The organism is Mammaliicoccus sp. G-M28 (genome assembly GCF_022386595.1).
Lineage (GTDB): Bacteria > Bacillota > Bacilli > Staphylococcales > Staphylococcaceae > Mammaliicoccus > Mammaliicoccus fleurettii.
The window spans coordinates 244,164-262,917 of the sequence record NZ_JAJNIF010000003.1 but is presented as its reverse complement, the minus strand read 5'-3'; the positions used below and the strand labels follow the sequence as shown (position 1 = coordinate 262,917).

The following is an 18,754-nucleotide window of genomic DNA, read 5'->3' as shown; positions in this document are numbered from 1 at the left end:
TAACCTCACTTTTTTTCATTTTCTAGTATATTTTAACATAATTTGAATTGGTTTCGCGTCTTATAGCACCTTAAAATTAAATGAATACGTTTACATTAGTGTTTTTTATGCTAATTCAGATATTGCGACTATTTGCTCTGTAATTTTTTGTAATTCTTCAACTGGCATACGTTCATTTTTAGTATGAATATATTCGTATCCAACACCTAATACTACAGTAGGTATTCCAAATCCACTTATAATATTACCATCTGAACCGCCACCTAATTTTACAAGTTCTGGTTGACGACCTATTTTTTCTGACGCTTTAATAGCTAATTTTACAACTTCATCTTTTTCAGATAAATTAAAGCTTGGGTACATGATTTGTACATTTACTTCAGCAGTACAACCAAATTCTTCTGCTGTTTTTTCAAAAGCTTCTTTCATATGTGATACTTGTTGATTCATTTTTTCGTCATTTAATGATCTAGCTTCTGCAAGTATATATACGTGGTCACTAACGATATTAGTAGCTGTACCACCTTCAAATCTACCAATATTAGCAGTCGTTTCTTCATCAATTCTTCCTAAACTCATATGACTAATAGCTTTAGCAGCAATATTTATTGCAGATACTCCTTTTTCTGGTTCTAATCCAGCATGAGCAGTTTTTCCTTTAATAATTGTTTCAATTTTAGCTTGAGTTGGAGCTGCAACAACTGTTGTTCCAACTTTACCAGGAGCATCAATTGCATAACCAAATTTAGCATTTATGTCTTCAGGGTTTAATGCTTTAGCACCTACTAGTCCTGATTCTTCGCCAACAGTAATGATAAATTCAATATCTCCATGCTTGATATTGTCATCTTGCATAACTTTGATTGCTTCTAATATCGCTGCCAATCCAGCTTTGTCATCTGATCCTAAGATTGTTTCACCCTTTGAATATATATAACCATCTTCACGTAGTTCCGGTTCAATATTATTCCCAGGAGTTACTGTGTCCATATGGCTTGTAAAATAAATTGGAGTTTTGCTACTATCCTGACCTTTTAATTTACATATTAGGTTTCCTGCCCCATAACCCGTTTCAGTTGCTGAATCATCTTCTTTAACTTCTAAACCTAGTTCAGTAAATTTTTGTTTAAGTAAGTCAGCAATTTTTCTTTCATTTTTAGTTTCAGAATCAACTTTTATTAATTCTAAGAATGTATTAAGTAATCTTTCTTCATTGATCATGATGGTCCCTCATTTCATTTATTTAAATATCTCATTAACTAGTGTATAATAGTTAATAAATATATACAAAATTATTGTTCAAAGTGAGGGTTTCCATGCTAAACAAGAAAGTTCGTAAAATAGTCATCATAGTAATGTTAGTAGCAATAGTTGCAGCATTAGTACTATCTGGTGTTTTGCCATTTCTACTATCATAAACTAAAAATAGCGAGATATAATTATCTTTCTCAAAATAAATCACCCAATCCATTGAATTCATTTTCGGATTGGGTGATTTTTTTAAAATATTAACTTATAAACTTACTATTTTTTCAAACTACCAAATTGTGATTTGATTAATAAATATTCCTCAACTTCATTTAATAATTGAATGAGTGCTGCTATACTTTCGAGTTCTTCATGAGTTCTAGGTAAGTCTATAGATTGTAATTTAATTTTTATTTCGTATAAACTATGCAATCTCATTAATGAGTAATCTTTACTTTGAACATTCTGAGAAACATCAAGCATTAATTCACTACATAAATAATGAGCGTGATTACTGTGTTGCATTGATTCAATCAAATTTTTCATGCGTTTCAATAATGAGAGTTGTTCTTGTCTCATATCAAAATAATGATAGTAAGAATTTTCATTTCTAACAAAATGATTTTTAACTTCTCTGAACGCTAATGATTTAGCTTTTTTAATATTTTGAGATACTTGATCAAATGAAGGTGTATTTATTTTTTTGTTAGGGTCTTTTAAGGATTCACTAAATACAAAAGTAATAATAATAAAGTCATCTTCAATTTTTCTTTTATATTGATTGAGTTTATGATCTAAACTAGGCATAAACATATTCATGATTAATGCAATACCGATACCTATAATTAGTAATAAAATTTCATTTATGATTAAGTGAAAATCAATTGTTTTAGCCATGTATAAATGTAAAATTATAACACAACTCGTTACAATTCCTTCTTGAACGCCTACCATAACTGTGACTGGAATAAATAATAAAACCATTATCCCTAATATTATAGGTGTGCTACCTAAATATGTGAAAAATACAGATCCTATCATTATCGCTATGAAACACGCTATAAAACGATATATAGCTGCTTCAAAAGACTTGATCCTTGTATCTTTAATGCAAAGTACAACGAGAATTGCACTTGAAGCGTAATTATCTAATCCTATTAACTGAGAAAGGATGACAGCTAATGTCATCCCTAAGGCAGTCTTTAAAGTTCTATAACCAATTCTATACGGTTTTATTTGCATAGGAAATTAACCAATCCTTTATAATTCTGCACAATGTTCTTCAAATAATGCTTGAATGTTTGTAATAACACTCATTGGATCATGTCCTTCAATTTCATGTCTTTCAATCATTTTAACAATTTTTCCATCTTTAAGAAATGCAAATGATGGACTTGATGGTGGATAACCTTCAAAGTAATCTCTAGCAGTTTCTGTAGCTTCTTTATCTTGACCAGCGAATACTGTAACTAATTGATCAGGTAATTTATCATAGTGTAGTGCGTGTTGAGCTGCTGGTCTAGCTATACCACCTGCACATCCACAAACTGAATTTACCATCACAAATGTTGTTCCTGGTTTATTAAAAGTTTCTTCAACTTCTTCTTTTGATGTTAATTGTTTGTAACCTGCTGATTCAATCTCATTTCGAGCAGAACTGACTACATCATTCATATATAAATTGAAATCCATTTCCATATAAAAAGCCTCCTGTAATAATAGATAAGTCTATTTTACAGGAGAATTAAAGTTAAAACAATGACAAGGTTTCATTAATATATAGAAGTGTTCTCAACAGTCATGCTTTGTATTCTTTCTTTTACATATTTCAAAAATTCACCAGCCATTAAACCATCTAATATTCTATGATCAATTGATAAAGATAAATTGACCATATCGCGTATGCCAATCATATCATTTACAACGACTGGTCTTTTTACTATTGATTCTACTTGTAAAATAGCTGCTTGAGGGTAATTAATAATTCCCATAGAAGAAACAGATCCAAATGAACCTGTATTATTCACAGTGAAAGTTCCACCTTGCATATCTTGAGAAGTGAGTTGATGTTTTCTACCTCTAGTAGCTAAATCATTTATTTCTTTTGCAATACCTTTAATAGATTTATCATCTGCATTTTTAATAACTGGAACGTATAATTTATCTTCACTTGCAACTGCTATAGAAACGTTTATATCTTTATGAATTTTAATTTCATCATTCGCCCAAGTACTATTAAGCATTGGATATTTTTTCAAACCTTCTGCTACAGCTTTAACAAAAAATGCGAAAAATGTTAAATTATAACCTTCATTTTGCTTGAAGGAAGTTTTATGATGCTGTCTTGTTTTAACAAGATCTGTAGCGTCTACTTCAACCATCATCCAAGCATGTGGAATTTCATTAACACTTTGAACCATTTTATTAGCTATTGCTCTTCTTACGCCATTTATAGGAACAGAATCTCCAGGTATATTTGTACTTTCGTTTGATACGTTTTGGAAACTCGCATTGGATACTTCAGTCGTTTTTTCTTCAACATTTTGTTGAGTGTTAGATACATCAACCGTACCATTTTCAATCGCATTTAAAATATCTTTCTTTGTCACTCTACCTAGGTTGCCAGTACCTTTTACATTCTCTAAATTAATGTTGTTTTCACTTGCTAATTTAAATACAACAGGTGAATATTGACCATTATTTAATTTATTATCTGAATTATTTTTGTTAGCAACATTATCTTCTTGATCAGTTTCTGCTACTTGTAAGCTATCATGAACTACTTCAGAAGAACCAACATTTTCATCTGTTGGAATATCGCCTTCTACTTCCATACGACAAATAACAGTCCCAACATCAACAGTTTCGCCTGCTTCGACAACGATTTCTTTAATTGTACCACTATATGTTGAAGGTACTTCAGCTGTAACCTTATCTGTAATCACTTCACATAATGCATCATATTCTTCAATCGTATCTCCGGGTTTAACTAACCATTGTTCGATTGTACCTTCATGAACACTTTCTCCAAGTTTCGGCATCTTTACGTCCATAATTTAACCTCCTAAAATTCAGCTAATGTTCTCATTTTTTGTTCTATTTTCTCTGGATTCATCATAAAGAAGTCTTCCATTGGCGGTGAAAATGGCATAGCTGGTACGTCTGGACCTGCAAGTCTTGCTATTGGCGCATCTAAGTCAAACAAACAGTTTTCAGCTATTATAGCTGAAACTTCACTTATAACACTACCTTCTAAATTGTCTTCTGTAACAACCAATACTTTACCAGTCTTTTTCGCACAATTAATAATAGTTTCTTTATCTAATGGATATATTGAACGTAAATCCACAATTTCAGCATCGATACCTTCTGTTGATAATATTTCAGCTGCTTGAAGTGCATAGTTTACACATAAACCATACGTAAACACTGTAATATCAGATCCTTCTCGTTTAACATCCGCTTTATCTAATGGCACAGTATAGTATTCTTCAGGTACTTCTTCTTTTAATAATCGATAAGCTTTTTTATGTTCAAAATACAATACAGGATCGTTGTCTTCTATTGATGCAAGTAATAGGCCTTTAGCATCATATGGACTTGATGGAATAACAACTCTTAAACCTGGAGTTGAACAAAATATACTTTCAATACTTTGGGAATGATAAAGCGCACCGTGAATTCCTCCACCAAAAGGACTTCTTATCGTAAGCGGACAATCCCAATCATTATTTGATCTATATCTAATTTTTGCAGCTTCATTAATGATTTGATTAGTCGCTGGAACGATATACTCAGCAAATTGAATTTCTGCTACAGGTCTTTTTCCCATCATAGCCGCTCCAATTGAAGCACCCACAATATTAGATTCTGCTAATGGTGAATCTAACACTCTGCCATTACCGTATTTATTATATAGATTTTTAGTAGCACCAAATACGCCACCTTTAAGGCCAACGTCTTCTCCAATTACAAATACATTATTGTCTTTTTCCATTGCTTGGTCCATTGCTTGATTAATTGCATCAAGATAAGATAACTTAGGCATTTTTTTCGCCTCCTTGATCATATACATGTGTTAAAGCTTCTTCAGGTAGTGGATAAGGTGCTTTTTCAGCATTTTTTGTAGCAGTATTTATTTCCTGTTTAATTTCTTCTTCAATTTGATTAAACCACGCATCATTAGCAACTTCATTTTCAACTAAATATTCTTTGAATTTAATCATACAGTCATTTTCTTTTTCAAGTTTCATTTCATCTGAAGGACGATAATTATCATCATCATCTGATGAGTGAGGCGTCAACCTACTACATAGAGCTTCAATCAAGGTTGGTCCTTCACCATTTATTGCACGTTCTCTTGCACGCTTAACAGCTTCATAAACAGCTATTGGGTCATTACCATCAACTTGTTCTCCAAAAGCACCATAACCTGCTGCTCTTGACGACAGGTCATCTGTCGCATATTGCAAGTGACTTGGTACTGAGATAGCGTATTTATTATTTTCAATGATACAAATATAAGGTAATTTATGGACACCTGCAAAATTCATAGCTTCATGAAAATCACCTTGACTCGTACTACCTTCACCAAGAGTCGCAAGAGCAATACTTTTTTTGCCATCCATTTTTAATGACAAACTTGCTCCAACTGCATGCAGCACTTGTGTAGTAACACATGATCCTTGTGTTAGGATATTTAAATCTTTTTTACTGAAGTGTGAAGGCATTTGCTTACCACCACTTGACGTATCACCTTGTTTTGCAAATGCAGCTAACATAGATTCTTCAGCTGAAATACCACGCGCAGTTACTAGAGCTAAATCTCTATAGTAAGGTGCTAATACATCTTCATCTTTCAAAGCAAAATATGTACCAATTTGAGTTGCTTCTTGACCTTGGCAACTAATGACGAATGGCAATTTACCCGCACGGTTTAGTAACCACATTCTTTCGTCAATTTTTCTTCCTAATAACATCCATTTATAAATTTCTTTTAAGTCTTCATGCGTTAATCCGACAGTCTTATAATCTAACATCTAATCTCTCCTCTTTAGACGTGAATAGCACGATTCTCAGATTTTAGTCCTAATTCCATAAGCACTTCTCCTATAGATGGATGTGCATGTACAGTAGTTGCTAATTCTTCAGTTGAGCCATTCATAAATGTAAATAGAGCTGCTTCATTAATCAATTCTGTTACTTTAGCACCAATCATATGAATACCGAGCACTTTTTCATTTTCAATATCTTTAATTAAAATACATTCACCTAATCCATTGTTCTCAATTACAGATTTGCCAATAGCTTTAAATGGCACTTTAAATTTTTTAAAAGAAATGTTTTCATTTTTAGCATCTTGTTCAGTCATGCCAATTGAAGCCACCTCTGGATTTGTATAAATACATCTAGGTATTGTTAAATAGTCTAACAAAATTGGATTTTGATCGAACATATGTTCAATCGCAATTGTCCCTTCTTTTGTTGCAACGTGGGCTAATTGGTAATTACCAATTACATCTCCAACAGCATAAATATGTTTATCATCAGTTTGATAAACATCATTCGTAATTATATAGCCTTTATCATCAGTTTTTATTTTAGTATTGTTTAAGCTAAGCTCTTCAGTGTTTGGTGTTCTACCAACAGCGACCAATACTTTATCAAAGGTTTCGTTACTATCTTGAATCTGAACTTCAACATGATTATCTTGGACAAGAATATTTTCTTCTGACAATGGCAATTTTTCATATATTTTAATACCATTCTCTTCAAATGAGCGTTTAATTGTCTTACTAATTTCTTGTTGCTCATTAGGAATGATAGAATCACCTGCTTCAATGACAGTAACTACTACTCCTAAATCATTCAATAATGAAGCAAATTCAAGACCAATTACACCACCACCTATAATTAAAATATTATGAGGTAAACTTTCTAATTGCATCATATCGTCACTAGAAACGACTGTATGATGATTAAATTTTAAAAATGGTAATTCAACAGGTCGAGATCCAGTTGCTATAAGCACATTATTGTTCACAAGAAGTTCTGATTCTCCATTTTCAAACTCAACGGAAACTGTTCCAGCTTGAGGTGAAAACAGTGAAGGTCCTAGTATTGTGCCATTCCCTTCATAAATATCTATTTTATATTTCTTCATCAGGCTTTGAACACCACTGTACATAGTTGAAACTGTTTCATCTTTTTTCGCAACGATATCTGTCATTTCAAAATCTGCTGAAGCTGTTTTTATACCATATTCATTCGAATGGTTAATATATCTTAAAATTTCAGCTGTTTTTAAATACGATTTCGTCGGAATGCAACCTTTATGCAAACATGTCCCACCAATTTTGTATTTCTCTACTATTGCTACTTTTTTTCCAAGTTGAGAAGCACGTATTGCAGATACATAACCTGCAGTTCCTCCACCAAGAATTACTAAATCATATTCTTTAGACATAGTATTACTCCTTATTCATATGACTTGGTACTAATTTTACCGTAAAAGAGGTCCAAAACACCAACATTTAGGGCATGCATTTCTTTTTCACCTTCATATATAGTAACATTTTGTAGCCAAGATACATATTGTTTTACTTTATTTATTATATATTTTGAATAACTTAAGCCACCTGTAATAATAATTTGATCCACTTGACCTTCAAGTACAACTGCACAAGAACCGATTGATTTCGAAATTTGGTAACACATAGCATCTAATACTAATTTCGCTGCTTTATCGCCATTTTCCATTAATTGTTCAACTTTAAGACAATCATTAGTACCAAAGTATGATAATAAGCCAGAATTTTTACTCAGTTCATTATTTGCTTCTATAGAGTTGTAGTCATGGTCAATCGCCCATTTTAATAGCGCATCATTTGGTATAGAACCTGCCCTTTCAGGACTAAGTGGTCCTTCACCTAATAAACCATCATTTACTTCAATAACTCTACCTTTTCTGTGAGCGCCTATACTTATACCACCACCAAGATGAGCTACGATGACATTTATATCTTCGTAATTTTTACCAATTCCATCTGCATATTGTTTAGCAACGGACTTCTGATTTAGTGCATGGAAAATACTTCTTCTTTCAATACCTTTTATTCCAGTTATCCTTGCTTCAGGAAGTAATTCATCTACTACAACAGGATCTACAATATAAGAATCTATATTGAGTTCTTGAGATAGTTCATATCCTATAACACCACTTAAATTAGACGCATGAAACCCATATTTAAATGATTTTAAATCATGATACATTATGTTATTTATTAAATAAGTGCCACCTTCTATCGGCTTTAAAACACCGCCTCTACAAGCTATAGCATCTATAGCTTGTAGAGTTATTTGGTGTTGTTCTAATGATTTCTTGATACTTTCAAGTCTAAATGGGACTTGATCAATTAACGGAAGATTTGTTTGATCGACATTATGTCTTATAACATCTTCAAATAACATATCATAATCAGAAAATACTGCAACTTTAGATGATGTGCTTCCTAAATTAAGTACAAGAATTTTTTTCATTAGTTTTTACCTCTAGATATAATTGATCTTTCCGTTTTTAAGAAATTACTTCTTACTTTCATCAACTGATCAATACGTTCTTCTGCTAAAATTTCTGCAGCGCGAGCTGTAGTAATGTTATCTCTTTTACTAATTTCAAATACTTTATCCATTTGATCATAGATTTTTTCAATATTTGAAATAGCACGTGTTTCATTATAGCCATCTAATTCATCTGCTACATTAATAACACCACCAGAGTTAGCTACGAAATCTGGTGCATATACAATACCTTTTTCTTCTAATTGAGCACCGTGTTTATCAATATCTTGTAATTGATTATTTGCACTACCACAAACAGCTTTAACTTTTAAACGATTAATTGTATCATCATTTAATACGCCACCAAGTGCACATGGTGCAAATATATCTGCATCTACGTCATAGATATCGTTAATACCTACACTTGTAGCATTAAAATCATTTAAAACTCTATCTATAGCTTCTTGATTAATATCTGTAACAACTAATTTAGCACCAGCTTCATGTAAATAGCGACATAAATCATAAGCAACATGTCCTACACCTTGTACTGCAACAGTTTTTCCATCTAATTCATCTGTACCAAACGCTTCTTTAGCAGCACGTTTCATTGAAACAAATACACCTAAAGATGTTTTTGGACTCGGATTACCACTTGATTGATGACTTTCAGATAGGCCAACTACATAATCAGTCTCTTCAAAAATGATATCCATATCATCTTCAGTTGTACCTACGTCTTCAGCTGTTATGTATCTGCCATTTAAACTTTCTACATATCTACCTAAAGCTCTAAATAAAGCTTCTGATTTATCTTTTTTAGGATCTCCGATGATTACTGTCTTACCTCCACCAAGATTTAATCCTGCAGCAGCGTTTTTATATGTCATACCTCTTGAAAGGCGTAATGCGTCATTGATTGCTTCTTCTTCATTTTCATATGGCCACATTCTGCAACCACCAAGTGCTGGCCCTAATGTTGTATCATGTATCGCAATAATCGCTTTTAATCCTGAACTTTTATCGTGACAAAATACAATTTGTTCATAGTCATATTTCTCAATCGTTTCAAATAACATAATAATCCCCTTTTCATCCTTTAATATATTAACTCTAAATCTAATTTTACATCAAATGTTTTATTTATCAAATAAATTAACGAAAAATGATAGCGCTTTCAAGAAGTAAAAATTTTTAGAAAATTCAAAATAAATTGATATAAAAGCAATGTAAACACTTCCATTTAACACTTTAATGGAGTATAGTTATTTATTTATTATTATAATATACTAAATAAGCATTAAAGCACTACAAATCGAATGGAATTTATCTCGAGAAGAATCTGAACGGGACGTTAAAATTATTGGTATTTTTGCACCAATAATCACAGAAGCTACATCTGCTTTTGATAAATACACGAGCGATTTATATAAAATATTACCACTTTCAATTTGCGGCACTACAACACCGTCAACATTACCAGAAATTTCAGAATCTATATTTTTAATAATCGAAGCTCTTTTATTGATTGCAGCATCAAATGCCATTGGGCCTTCAATTTCTAGATTTGCCATTTTATTTCGAATTCCTGAAACAACTGCATCAGCATCTACCGAGGACTTCATTTTAGGATTCACTTTTTCAATTGCAGATAAAACTGCTATTTTTGGAGATTGAATACCTATTTTTTGTAGACATGTTATTAAATTCGTCGTAATATCTATTTTTTGTTCTACATTAGGTTCAATATTCATCGCAACATCTGATACAGTTAGCATTTTATGATATTCAGGAATATTAAATAATGCAATATGACTCATTCTATCTGTTGTTTTTAATTTATATTTATTATTTAACACTTCTTTTAATAAAGTAGAAGTATCTATTAGACCTTTCATTATTAAATCAGCTTGTCCTTCATCTACTGATTTAACGCACTCAGAAACAGTATGTGCTTCATCATCTGTTTGTATAATTTTAATTCTATTTAATTCATCATGGGTTAAATTGAATGATCTAATCAACTCATCTTGCGGCTGTTCATCAAATAATATAAAATTCGCTTGAGTGTATTTTATAGCTTTAACTATTGCTTTAATAACCCCTTCATCATTTGATTTACAAACTGCAATTGTTGCTGAAATATTTTGACCTTGATTTATCATATCTTTAAATTGCATTTAATCCCCTCCTTCTAATATCATAATCAAATTTTGATGATTATTCCATTTTTTCAATGTTTACTTTTAATCATTATCTCATATATAATATAAGTTATTAATCAATAGGAGTTTTAACTTATGCAAAAGTACATTGCATTACTCATTTTAGTAATACCAGGAATAATAGCAGGATTAGGTATTAAGTGGATGAGAGACGCAGTTTTTGGTGAACTTGTTCCACAATTACAATTTATCTGGCTGCAATTTTTCTTAGGATTCATATTTTTCGTATTCGGTGTTATTTTTATTGGTGGATATATTTTACATCGTGAAAAGAAAAATAAAAGAGCGCAAGAACACTTTATGAAAAAAAATAATACAAAAAAAACTGATAAATCATAATTTGATTTATCAGTTTTTTTCATTTTGTGTTTCTTTATACTTTTTGTAAAGATGCGTAATCAACTCACCATTTGTTGGTCTTAAGTAAGATTTTTCACTATTATACCAATACGTTTTTAATTCTTTTTCCCAAGCTAATTTAATTGCATGTCTGATTGAACGCTCTACATTATTAGCTTGAACGTCATAATAATCTGAAATAAGTGGGTATAATTCTTTAGTTAATTGCATTTTGTGTGTATGTTTAAGCATTAAATGAACACCACATTTAATATATTTATAACCGTTCAAATTATATGAAAAGCCTATCTTTTCAAGTAATAAATCTAAAGCGTCTATTTCAGAAATATTTGTTTCACTTGTATTTAATACGCGTTGTATTGTATTTAGTAAGACATCAAATTCAATAGGCTTAATTAGAAAGTAATCTACACCTAATGAAACAGATTCTTTTAATACATCATCGCTTACGAATGCGCTCATACATATTACTTTATATTGTTTATTTGGGTTAATATATTTTTTAAGCAAAGTCATACCATCAATATGTGGCAAGATTAAGTCTAGTAGAAGAACATCGAAAGCTTCTCCACTTAAAATATCAAGAGCTTCTTTACCATTGTATCCAATATTAACTATCTCAATATCATGATTTTTTAGATACTGAGCCATTTCACTTACATATGCTTTCGAGTCTTCTATAATTGCTACCTTAATTACCATGCTAACACCCTATCAAATCATTTTATTTTAAATTTTTATTTTGTAAAATCATTTCTTTAGCATGTTGTTTAGTTAATTCTGTAACTTCAACACCTGAAATCATTCTTGCTATTTCATCTATTTTATCTTCACCATTTAATTGTTTGATTGAAGTAGTTGTTCGATCGTTTACTGTTTCTTTAGTTATATATAAATGATTATCACATATTGCAGCCACTTGTGGTAAATGTGATATACAAATTACTTGTAAAGATTGCGAAATTTGATGCATCTTTTCTGCCATTTTTTGAGCTACTCTACCAGATACACCAGTATCAACTTCATCAAATAATATTGCAGTTTGTCCTTTTGATGATACAAATATACTTTTTAATGCAAGCATAATCCTAGATAGTTCACCACCAGAAGCTATTTTATTTAGACTTTTTAGTGGTTCACCTTTGTTTGGACTAATTAAAAATTCAACTTCTTCTAATCCATAAGCGCTAGGTTTAGTTTTAGTGAAAGTTATCTCTATATTTGCATCTTGCATATGTAGATTTTGAACTTCTTCTACTAATCTATCTCTTAACTTCAAAGCAACTTGTCTTCTCTTTGTTGAAAGCACTTGACCATATTTCATTACATCATCATATAAATTATTTATTTCATCTCTTAACTGCGTTGTACTTTGTTCATAATTTTCAATTTTAAATATTTCATCATCAATTTTATCTCTATATTTTATTAATTCGGCTATACTCTTACCATATTTACGATTTAAATCTGTGAGTACATTTAAACGTGATTCATAATCATTTAATAATGACTCATCAAAATCATTTGATGTTAATTCATTATATAACTCATGTTTGTAGTCTTCCAAAGTATAATACATTTGATCTAGTTCTTCACTAAACGATGTATATTTATCTGGAATAATATCATTAATATGTTGAATCTCTTGATTGAGTTCATATATTTTATCCGTAATGTTCTCTTCACTGCTCAGTAAGAAATGTGCTTTATTAAGACTTTCGTTAATCTTTTCATGATTTTGAAGCATTTTAATTTCTTTATTTAAAAAGTCAATTTCATCTTCTTTTAAGTCTGCATCTTGTAATTCATCACGTTGGAATTTTATTAAATCTAATCGTTGTAGTAATGCTTGATCTTGAGATTCTAATTTTTCTAATTCTTGCTTTTTCGAACGATAAGAATGAAAAGCTTTTTCAAATTGATCAATTTCTGATTGATAAGTCCCATCCGCAAAATCATCAAGCAGAGATAAGTGATACTTAGGCTTTAATAATACTTGCGTCTCATGTTGTCCGTGTATATCCAATAATTCTTGCATGACGGTTTTTAAATCAGATAAAGTAACATTTTGATTATTTAATTTACAAATACTTTTACCAGATGAGAAGATTTCTCTTTTTACAAACAAAAAATCTTCATCGTAATCAATATCTAACTCATTTAAGATTTTATTTACGTTTGGTACATTATCAATATCAAATACGCCTTCTATAGTCGCCTTTTGCTCACCATGTCTTACAAAGCTTTGCGATGCTCTTGCACCTACTAATTGGCCGATTGCATCTATAATGATAGATTTACCAGCGCCTGTTTCACCACTTAATACAGTTAGTCCATCTGAAAAATTTATTTCTAAAGATTCAATTATAGCGAATTGTTTAATCGTAAGTGCTTGTAACATAGTATTTAAAATCTCCTTTAAAGCATATTAAAAATTCTATCAGTGATAACTTCAGCAGCATCTGTATCTTTACATATGATAAGACAAGTATCATCTCCACAAATAGTACCAATAACTTCTGTCCAATCAATTTGATCAATGATTGCCCCAATTGATTGAGCATTGCCTGGTAATGTCTTTAATACTAATAAATTATCCGCACCATCAATTTTAACGAATGAATCCATTAAATATCTACCTAATTTATCAATCGGATGATATTTTCTATCTCTAGGTAAACTATAAATGTATTGACCAGAAGGAGCTGGAACTTTTATTAGTTGTAATTCTTTTATATCACGAGAAATCGTAGCTTGTGTAATATTCAATTCGTATTCATTTAATCGCTTTACGAGCTCTTCTTGAGTTTCTATTTGTTCGTTAGAAATTATTTCTCTTATCTTAATTTGACGCATTGTTTTGTTCGCCATTTCATACACCTCTGTTAATGAATATTTATACACTTATAATAGCATAAAATTAACAAAAATAGTAATGTAAGCGCTATTAATATATTAAAAGACGCTTTAGAACTACTAAAGCGTCACTTTCAATATAATTATTCATATGTTTATAAATATTATTTTATTAAAGATTTTGCAAGTGATTTAATTTTTGCTTTAGAGATACCTATATCTTCTAATAATAAATCTACATCACCATGTTCGATATATTCATTATCAATACCAATTCTACGTAATACATTCTTATAATCATGATCTTTTAAGAAAGTTGCTATTTGGCTACCCAATCCACCTGTTAACATTGATTCTTCTATCGTAATAATAGGCATAGACTCTTTACCTAATTCATGTAGCATTTCAAAGTCCATAGGCTTAATAAATCGTGCATTAATGACATTAACATTAATACCTTCTTTTAATAATTCATCTGCAATATCAGAAATGAAATTAACAGTTGGACCATAACTAATTAAAGATAAATTACTTCCTTTTCGTTCATACGTCCATGTGCCAATGTCTAAAATTTCATGTTCTTTAGTATCCCTTAGCATAGGAGCATTTCCACGAGGATATCTTATAGCCATAGGACCATGATCTGTTTTAAATGCTGTATTTACCATATCAATTGCTTCATTACCGTCTTTAGGCATCATAATAGTAAAATTCGGAAATTGACTTAAAAATCCAACATCGAACACACCTTGATGTGTTTCACCATCCGCACCTACAAGACCTGCTCTATCAACACCAAATAATACGTTTAAATTCTGTCTATCTACATCATGTAATAATTGATCATACGCACGTTGCATAAATGTTGAATAAATCGCTACATACGGTTTCATACCTTGAGTTGCTAATCCAGCTGCCATCGTAACGGCGTGTTGCTCGGCAATACCAACATCAAAAAATTGATCTGGTAATTCTTGCTGGAACTTAGTTAGTTTTGAACCTACTGGCATTGCAGGTGTAATAGCAACAACACGTTTGTCTTGTTTAGCGTACTCTAGAACTTGATTACTCATTAATGCACTCCAAGCTGGTCCTTCTTCATTACCTTTAATAACCTCACCAGTTTCAAGTTTATAGGGTCCAAGACCATGCCAAGTACCAATAGTATCTACTTCAGCAGGTTTATAGCCTTTACCTTTTTTAGTTACAACATGTATTAACACAGGTTTATTTATTTGTTTAGAGGTATTGATAGCTTCATCTAATTCTTTGAAATTATGGCCATCGACTGGTCCGATATATTTAATGCCTAATTCTTCAAAAAATATACCATCAACAACTAAATACTTTAAACTATCCTTTATTTTGTCTGCTGAAACTCTTAAACGATCTCCACCAGGAAGTCTATTCATAAAACTTTCAGCATCAAACTTAAACCTATTGTAGTTGTGATTTGTTCTAATTCTTCCAAACATATTATGCATAGCACCTACATTAGGCGCTATACTCATTTCATTATCGTTTAATATAATCGTTAAATTAGTTTTGTCATGTCCTATATGGTTCAGTGCTTCAAGTGCCATCCCACCTGTCAAAGCACCATCACCAATAACAGGTACAACATGATTTGTGTTTCCTAAAATATCACGTGCTTTTGCCATCCCCATAGCAGCTGATAATGAAGTAGAGCTATGCCCAGCTTCCCATACATCATGCCGAGACTCTTTCGTTTTAGGAAATCCACATAAACCTTTATATTGTCTTAAAGAATTGAATTCATGACCTCTACCAGTTAAAATTTTATGAATATAAGATTGGTGTCCAACATCCCATATAATTTTATCTATAGGACTATTAAAATGTTTATGCAAACTAAGCGTTAATTCAACCACACCTAAGTTAGCTCCAATATGTCCACCAGTTATTGAACATGTTTCTATTAAAAATTTTCTAATTTCACTGCTTAACTGTTCAAGTTCTTGATTAGATAAATCTTTGATAAAGGATGGATTTTTTATGCTAGATACATCCATTGTTTAACCACCTTCAGCACTATTTCTTACGAAACGATCTAACGCTTTAGTTTACTGTTTTTAATTTTCTCTATTTGCAAATAATTGAGTAAGTGATTTCAGTTCATCAATATTATATTTATCTTCTAATTGTTCAAGTAAATACAATGCTTGATTTACGTGTTGTTCTAAAGCAACTTTAGTATTTGTCTTACCTAAGAGTGAAACATAAGTACTTTTATTATTATTTTCATCGCTTCCAACTGATTTACCGATTTTATCAAAGTCACCTTCAATATCTAATAAATCATCTTTAATTTGAAAGATCAAACCTAACTCTTGGCTAAAAGAATCTAGTAATAAAAATGTTTTGCTATTAACTTTTGCTATTGTACAAGCAGCAACTACAGAGAAACGTATGAGTGCGCCAGTTTTATATCTATGAATTTTACGTAGAGTATCTAGTGATATTTCTTTATCTTCACTATCCATATCTAGTACTTGACCACCAACCATTCCTTGATGACCAGCTGATTCTGAAAGCAATCTAATAATTTTAACTTTTTCTTCTGAGCCTAAATATATATCTTTAGTAATAAGTTCGAATGCTTTAGTTAATAATGCATCTCCAGCAAGTATTGCAGTAGCATCTCCATAAACTTTATGATTTGTCTTCATACCACGTCTGAAATTATCATTATCCATAGCAGGTAAATCATCATGTATTAGAGAATAAGTATGTATCATTTCTAGTGCTTTCGCAGTTTCCATACCTTTTTTGATATCAATTTTAAGCATCGATAATGTCATTAAAAGTAAAACAGGTCTTATACGTTTACCACCAGCTGATAATGAATATCTCATGCTTTCTTCTAGCTTAGTTTCAACTACTGGATTAAGCTTTGTAGATTTTATAGCTTCATTAAATTTGTCTACATAATTATTCATGATCTGACTCATCTGAATCACCTTCTTTTTGAACAAGTTTATTTACTTTTTCTTCAGCTTCTTTAAGTTTCAATTCACATTTACTACTTAATTCGATTCCACGTTGATAAAGTTCAATAGATTCTTCTAATGAAATATTTTCTTCATCTAGTTTACCTACGACTTTTTCTAATTCAACCATCATTTCTTCAAAAGTTTGTTCTTTAGCCACATTGTCACCTAATTTCTTTTACATTAGCTTCTATTTTACCATCTTTTAAATTGATAGTAATGTCATCTTCTACATTTAAATCATCTTTACTTGTAATGATTTTATCATTTTTTTTAATTATTGAATAACCTCTAAGCATAATTTGCGTTGGACTCAGTGCATCTAATTGGGCCAACTTGCTTTTAAGTATTTGCATTTTCTGTGTAATAATCCTGTTGATAAGCTGATTTTGCATAATATTTAATCTGTCATAATCCTGTCTATATTGTGTTGTTTTATTATAGATTGGAGCTATTCTCAATTTATTTTGCAATAGATCTATTTTATGTTTATTTTGTAAAATAGTTTGTTCTAAATTTCTAGTTAATTGTTTTTGATAATCGTCTAATTTCTGTGTTTCTTGATCATATAATAATGAAGGTGTCTTCAATTTATAATATGATGAGAGCTGCTTTAGTTTTTGTTTATCTTGTTGAATACTTTGAGTAACATGTTTTGTTAAATATTGACGAGCATTAGCAATTAGTTGATATAGTGCATTAATATCTGGTGTCGCTATCACAGCTGCTTGTGTTGGTGTAGCTGCTCTAACATCACTTACAAAATCACTTAAAGTGGTATCTGTTTCATGACCTACAGCAGAAATAATAGGTGTGGAACAGTTATAAATTGCTTCTACAACTTCCCTTTCATTAAAACTCCACAAATCTTCAATAGATCCACCACCACGACCAACGATAATAACATCAACGTCCATTGCGTCAGCTTGTTGTATATTGTTAATGATATTATCCTTAGCTTCTTTACCTTGTACTAGTGTGCTAATCAATACTTGCTCAGCAAGAGGATAGCGTTTGTCTAAGGTAGAACAAATATCTCTAATTGCTGCCCCAGTAGACGCAGTTAATACAGCTATTTTTCTAGGATACTTAGGAATATTTAGTTTATGTTCGCTATTAAAATATCCTTTTTCCATTAATTCTTTTTTTAGCGCTTCAAATTTCTCATATAAAAGACCAACACCATCTAATTGCATCGATTGAACATATATTTGATACGATCCTCTAGATTCATATATACCAATACGTCCTTCAATTAACACTTGGTCGCCTTCTTTAGGTTCAAATGACAGTTGATTAGCATTTGACTTAAACATCATCGCACTTAATACACCTTTATCGTCTTTTAAAGCAAAATAAAGGTGTCCACTTGAATGTCTTTTGAAATTTGATATTTCACCCTTTATAAATACATTTTGTAAATGCGGATCTTGATCAAATTTATATTTGATATATTTTGTTATAGCTGTAACTGATAAATATTTATCCATTTAT

The 18,754-nt window shown here is 31.0% G+C and carries 19 protein-coding genes; 2 read left to right on the top strand and 17 right to left on the bottom strand.

Going from position 1 to position 18,754, the window contains the following annotated elements; genetic code table 11:
- Positions 1-105: 105 nt before the first annotated feature.
- On the bottom strand, positions 106-1,221 hold the full coding sequence (locus LQ609_RS05065; RefSeq protein ID WP_078356594.1) for a M20/M25/M40 family metallo-hydrolase: 1,116 nt from the start codon (positions 1,219-1,221) through the stop codon (positions 106-108).
- Between the two features lie 95 nt (positions 1,222-1,316).
- Here LQ609_RS05065 and prli42 point away from each other — a divergent pair, with 95 nt between their 5' ends.
- Entirely contained in the window at positions 1,317-1,418 is a 102-nt protein-coding gene (gene prli42, locus LQ609_RS05060) for a stressosome-associated protein Prli42 (protein ID WP_157946502.1), read from the top strand.
- Positions 1,419-1,524: 106 nt separating this feature from the next.
- Here prli42 and LQ609_RS05055 read toward each other — a convergent pair whose 3' ends face one another.
- The 9 genes from LQ609_RS05055 to LQ609_RS05015 all read right to left on the bottom strand — a co-directional run bounded on the left by LQ609_RS05055 (position 1,525) and on the right by LQ609_RS05015 (position 10,988).
- On the bottom strand, positions 1,525-2,490 hold the full coding sequence (locus LQ609_RS05055; protein WP_078356593.1) for an aromatic acid exporter family protein: 966 nt from the start codon (positions 2,488-2,490) through the stop codon (positions 1,525-1,527).
- A gap of 18 nt (positions 2,491-2,508) precedes the next feature.
- Positions 2,509-2,946 (bottom strand): BrxA/BrxB family bacilliredoxin, encoded by a 438-nt coding sequence (locus LQ609_RS05050; RefSeq protein WP_078356592.1) that lies wholly within the window; start codon positions 2,944-2,946, stop codon positions 2,509-2,511.
- 74 nt (positions 2,947-3,020) lie between these two features.
- Positions 3,021-4,301: a dihydrolipoamide acetyltransferase family protein gene (locus LQ609_RS05045; RefSeq protein WP_239734394.1), complete on the bottom strand. Its 1,281-nt coding sequence runs from the start codon at positions 4,299-4,301 to the stop codon at positions 3,021-3,023.
- Positions 4,302-4,312: 11 nt separating this feature from the next.
- Positions 4,313-5,296, bottom strand: coding sequence for an alpha-ketoacid dehydrogenase subunit beta (locus tag LQ609_RS05040; protein WP_078356590.1), 984 nt, complete (start codon positions 5,294-5,296; stop codon positions 4,313-4,315).
- Positions 5,289-6,287 carry a thiamine pyrophosphate-dependent dehydrogenase E1 component subunit alpha gene (locus LQ609_RS05035; protein ID WP_078356589.1) on the bottom strand — a complete coding sequence of 333 codons (999 nt, stop codon included), beginning with the start codon at positions 6,285-6,287 and terminating at the stop codon, positions 5,289-5,291. Before LQ609_RS05035 ends, LQ609_RS05040 begins: the two co-directional genes overlap by 8 nt.
- 14 nt (positions 6,288-6,301) lie before the next feature.
- On the bottom strand, positions 6,302-7,714 hold the full coding sequence (gene lpdA, locus LQ609_RS05030; RefSeq protein WP_239734393.1) for a dihydrolipoyl dehydrogenase: 1,413 nt from the start codon (positions 7,712-7,714) through the stop codon (positions 6,302-6,304).
- A gap of 11 nt (positions 7,715-7,725) precedes the next feature.
- Positions 7,726-8,787: a butyrate kinase gene (gene buk, locus LQ609_RS05025; protein WP_239734392.1), complete on the bottom strand. Its 1,062-nt coding sequence runs from the start codon at positions 8,785-8,787 to the stop codon at positions 7,726-7,728.
- Complete coding sequence (locus LQ609_RS05020; protein ID WP_078356586.1) at positions 8,787-9,887, bottom strand: Glu/Leu/Phe/Val dehydrogenase dimerization domain-containing protein; 1,101 nt, start codon at positions 9,885-9,887, stop codon at positions 8,787-8,789. Before LQ609_RS05020 ends, buk begins: the two co-directional genes overlap by 1 nt.
- Before the next feature lie 210 nt (positions 9,888-10,097).
- Entirely contained in the window at positions 10,098-10,988 is an 891-nt protein-coding gene (locus LQ609_RS05015) for a phosphate acyltransferase (protein ID WP_078356585.1), read from the bottom strand.
- A gap of 120 nt (positions 10,989-11,108) precedes the next feature.
- Here LQ609_RS05015 and LQ609_RS05010 point away from each other — a divergent pair, with 120 nt between their 5' ends.
- On the top strand, positions 11,109-11,372 hold the full coding sequence (locus LQ609_RS05010; RefSeq protein ID WP_078356584.1) for a DUF2627 family protein: 264 nt from the start codon (positions 11,109-11,111) through the stop codon (positions 11,370-11,372).
- Positions 11,373-11,381: 9 nt separating this feature from the next.
- Here the strand turns inward: LQ609_RS05010 and LQ609_RS05005 are convergent, their stop codons facing one another.
- The 7 genes from LQ609_RS05005 to xseA form a co-directional block, all read right to left on the bottom strand.
- Entirely contained in the window at positions 11,382-12,095 is a 714-nt protein-coding gene (locus LQ609_RS05005; protein ID WP_078356583.1) for a response regulator, read from the bottom strand.
- 22 nt (positions 12,096-12,117) lie between these two features.
- Positions 12,118-13,794 (bottom strand): DNA repair protein RecN, encoded by a 1,677-nt coding sequence (gene recN, locus LQ609_RS05000; RefSeq protein ID WP_078356582.1) that lies wholly within the window; start codon positions 13,792-13,794, stop codon positions 12,118-12,120.
- A 17-nt stretch (positions 13,795-13,811) separates the two neighbouring features.
- Positions 13,812-14,264, bottom strand: coding sequence for a transcriptional regulator AhrC/ArgR (gene ahrC / locus LQ609_RS04995; RefSeq protein ID WP_078356581.1), 453 nt, complete (start codon positions 14,262-14,264; stop codon positions 13,812-13,814).
- A 149-nt stretch (positions 14,265-14,413) separates the two neighbouring features.
- Positions 14,414-16,282 carry a 1-deoxy-D-xylulose-5-phosphate synthase gene (dxs, locus tag LQ609_RS04990; RefSeq protein WP_078356580.1) on the bottom strand — a complete coding sequence of 623 codons (1,869 nt, stop codon included), beginning with the start codon at positions 16,280-16,282 and terminating at the stop codon, positions 14,414-14,416.
- Positions 16,283-16,342: 60 nt separating this feature from the next.
- Positions 16,343-17,221, bottom strand: coding sequence for a polyprenyl synthetase family protein (locus LQ609_RS04985; protein ID WP_208143786.1), 879 nt, complete (start codon positions 17,219-17,221; stop codon positions 16,343-16,345).
- Entirely contained in the window at positions 17,202-17,393 is a 192-nt protein-coding gene (gene xseB / locus LQ609_RS04980) for an exodeoxyribonuclease VII small subunit (RefSeq protein WP_237687672.1), read from the bottom strand. Before xseB ends, LQ609_RS04985 begins: the two co-directional genes overlap by 20 nt.
- A 31-nt stretch (positions 17,394-17,424) precedes the next feature.
- Complete coding sequence (gene xseA, locus LQ609_RS04975) at positions 17,425-18,750, bottom strand: exodeoxyribonuclease VII large subunit (RefSeq protein ID WP_239734391.1); 1,326 nt, start codon at positions 18,748-18,750, stop codon at positions 17,425-17,427.
- Positions 18,751-18,754: the final 4 nt, after the last annotated feature.

Coding starts and splice junctions, on each gene's coding strand:
- LQ609_RS05065 (WP_078356594.1), bottom strand. CDS start 1,221: ATGATCAATGAAGAAAGATTACTTAATACATTCTTAGAATTAATAAAA.
- prli42 (WP_157946502.1), top strand. CDS start 1,317: ATGCTAAACAAGAAAGTTCGTAAAATAGTCATCATAGTAATGTTAGTA.
- LQ609_RS05055 (WP_078356593.1), bottom strand. CDS start 2,490: ATGCAAATAAAACCGTATAGAATTGGTTATAGAACTTTAAAGACTGCC.
- LQ609_RS05050 (WP_078356592.1), bottom strand. CDS start 2,946: ATGGAAATGGATTTCAATTTATATATGAATGATGTAGTCAGTTCTGCT.
- LQ609_RS05045 (WP_239734394.1), bottom strand. CDS start 4,301: ATGGACGTAAAGATGCCGAAACTTGGAGAAAGTGTTCATGAAGGTACA.
- LQ609_RS05040 (WP_078356590.1), bottom strand. CDS start 5,296: ATGCCTAAGTTATCTTATCTTGATGCAATTAATCAAGCAATGGACCAA.
- LQ609_RS05035 (WP_078356589.1), bottom strand. CDS start 6,287: ATGTTAGATTATAAGACTGTCGGATTAACGCATGAAGACTTAAAAGAA.
- lpdA (WP_239734393.1), bottom strand. CDS start 7,714: ATGTCTAAAGAATATGATTTAGTAATTCTTGGTGGAGGAACTGCAGGT.
- buk (WP_239734392.1), bottom strand. CDS start 8,787: ATGAAAAAAATTCTTGTACTTAATTTAGGAAGCACATCATCTAAAGTT.
- LQ609_RS05020 (WP_078356586.1), bottom strand. CDS start 9,887: ATGTTATTTGAAACGATTGAGAAATATGACTATGAACAAATTGTATTT.
- LQ609_RS05015 (WP_078356585.1), bottom strand. CDS start 10,988: ATGCAATTTAAAGATATGATAAATCAAGGTCAAAATATTTCAGCAACA.
- LQ609_RS05010 (WP_078356584.1), top strand. CDS start 11,109: ATGCAAAAGTACATTGCATTACTCATTTTAGTAATACCAGGAATAATA.
- LQ609_RS05005 (WP_078356583.1), bottom strand. CDS start 12,095: ATGGTAATTAAGGTAGCAATTATAGAAGACTCGAAAGCATATGTAAGT.
- recN (WP_078356582.1), bottom strand. CDS start 13,794: ATGTTACAAGCACTTACGATTAAACAATTCGCTATAATTGAATCTTTA.
- ahrC (WP_078356581.1), bottom strand. CDS start 14,264: ATGGCGAACAAAACAATGCGTCAAATTAAGATAAGAGAAATAATTTCT.
- dxs (WP_078356580.1), bottom strand. CDS start 16,282: ATGGATGTATCTAGCATAAAAAATCCATCCTTTATCAAAGATTTATCT.
- LQ609_RS04985 (WP_208143786.1), bottom strand. CDS start 17,221: ATGAGTCAGATCATGAATAATTATGTAGACAAATTTAATGAAGCTATA.
- xseB (WP_237687672.1), bottom strand. CDS start 17,393: ATGATGGTTGAATTAGAAAAAGTCGTAGGTAAACTAGATGAAGAAAAT.
- xseA (WP_239734391.1), bottom strand. CDS start 18,750: ATGGATAAATATTTATCAGTTACAGCTATAACAAAATATATCAAATAT.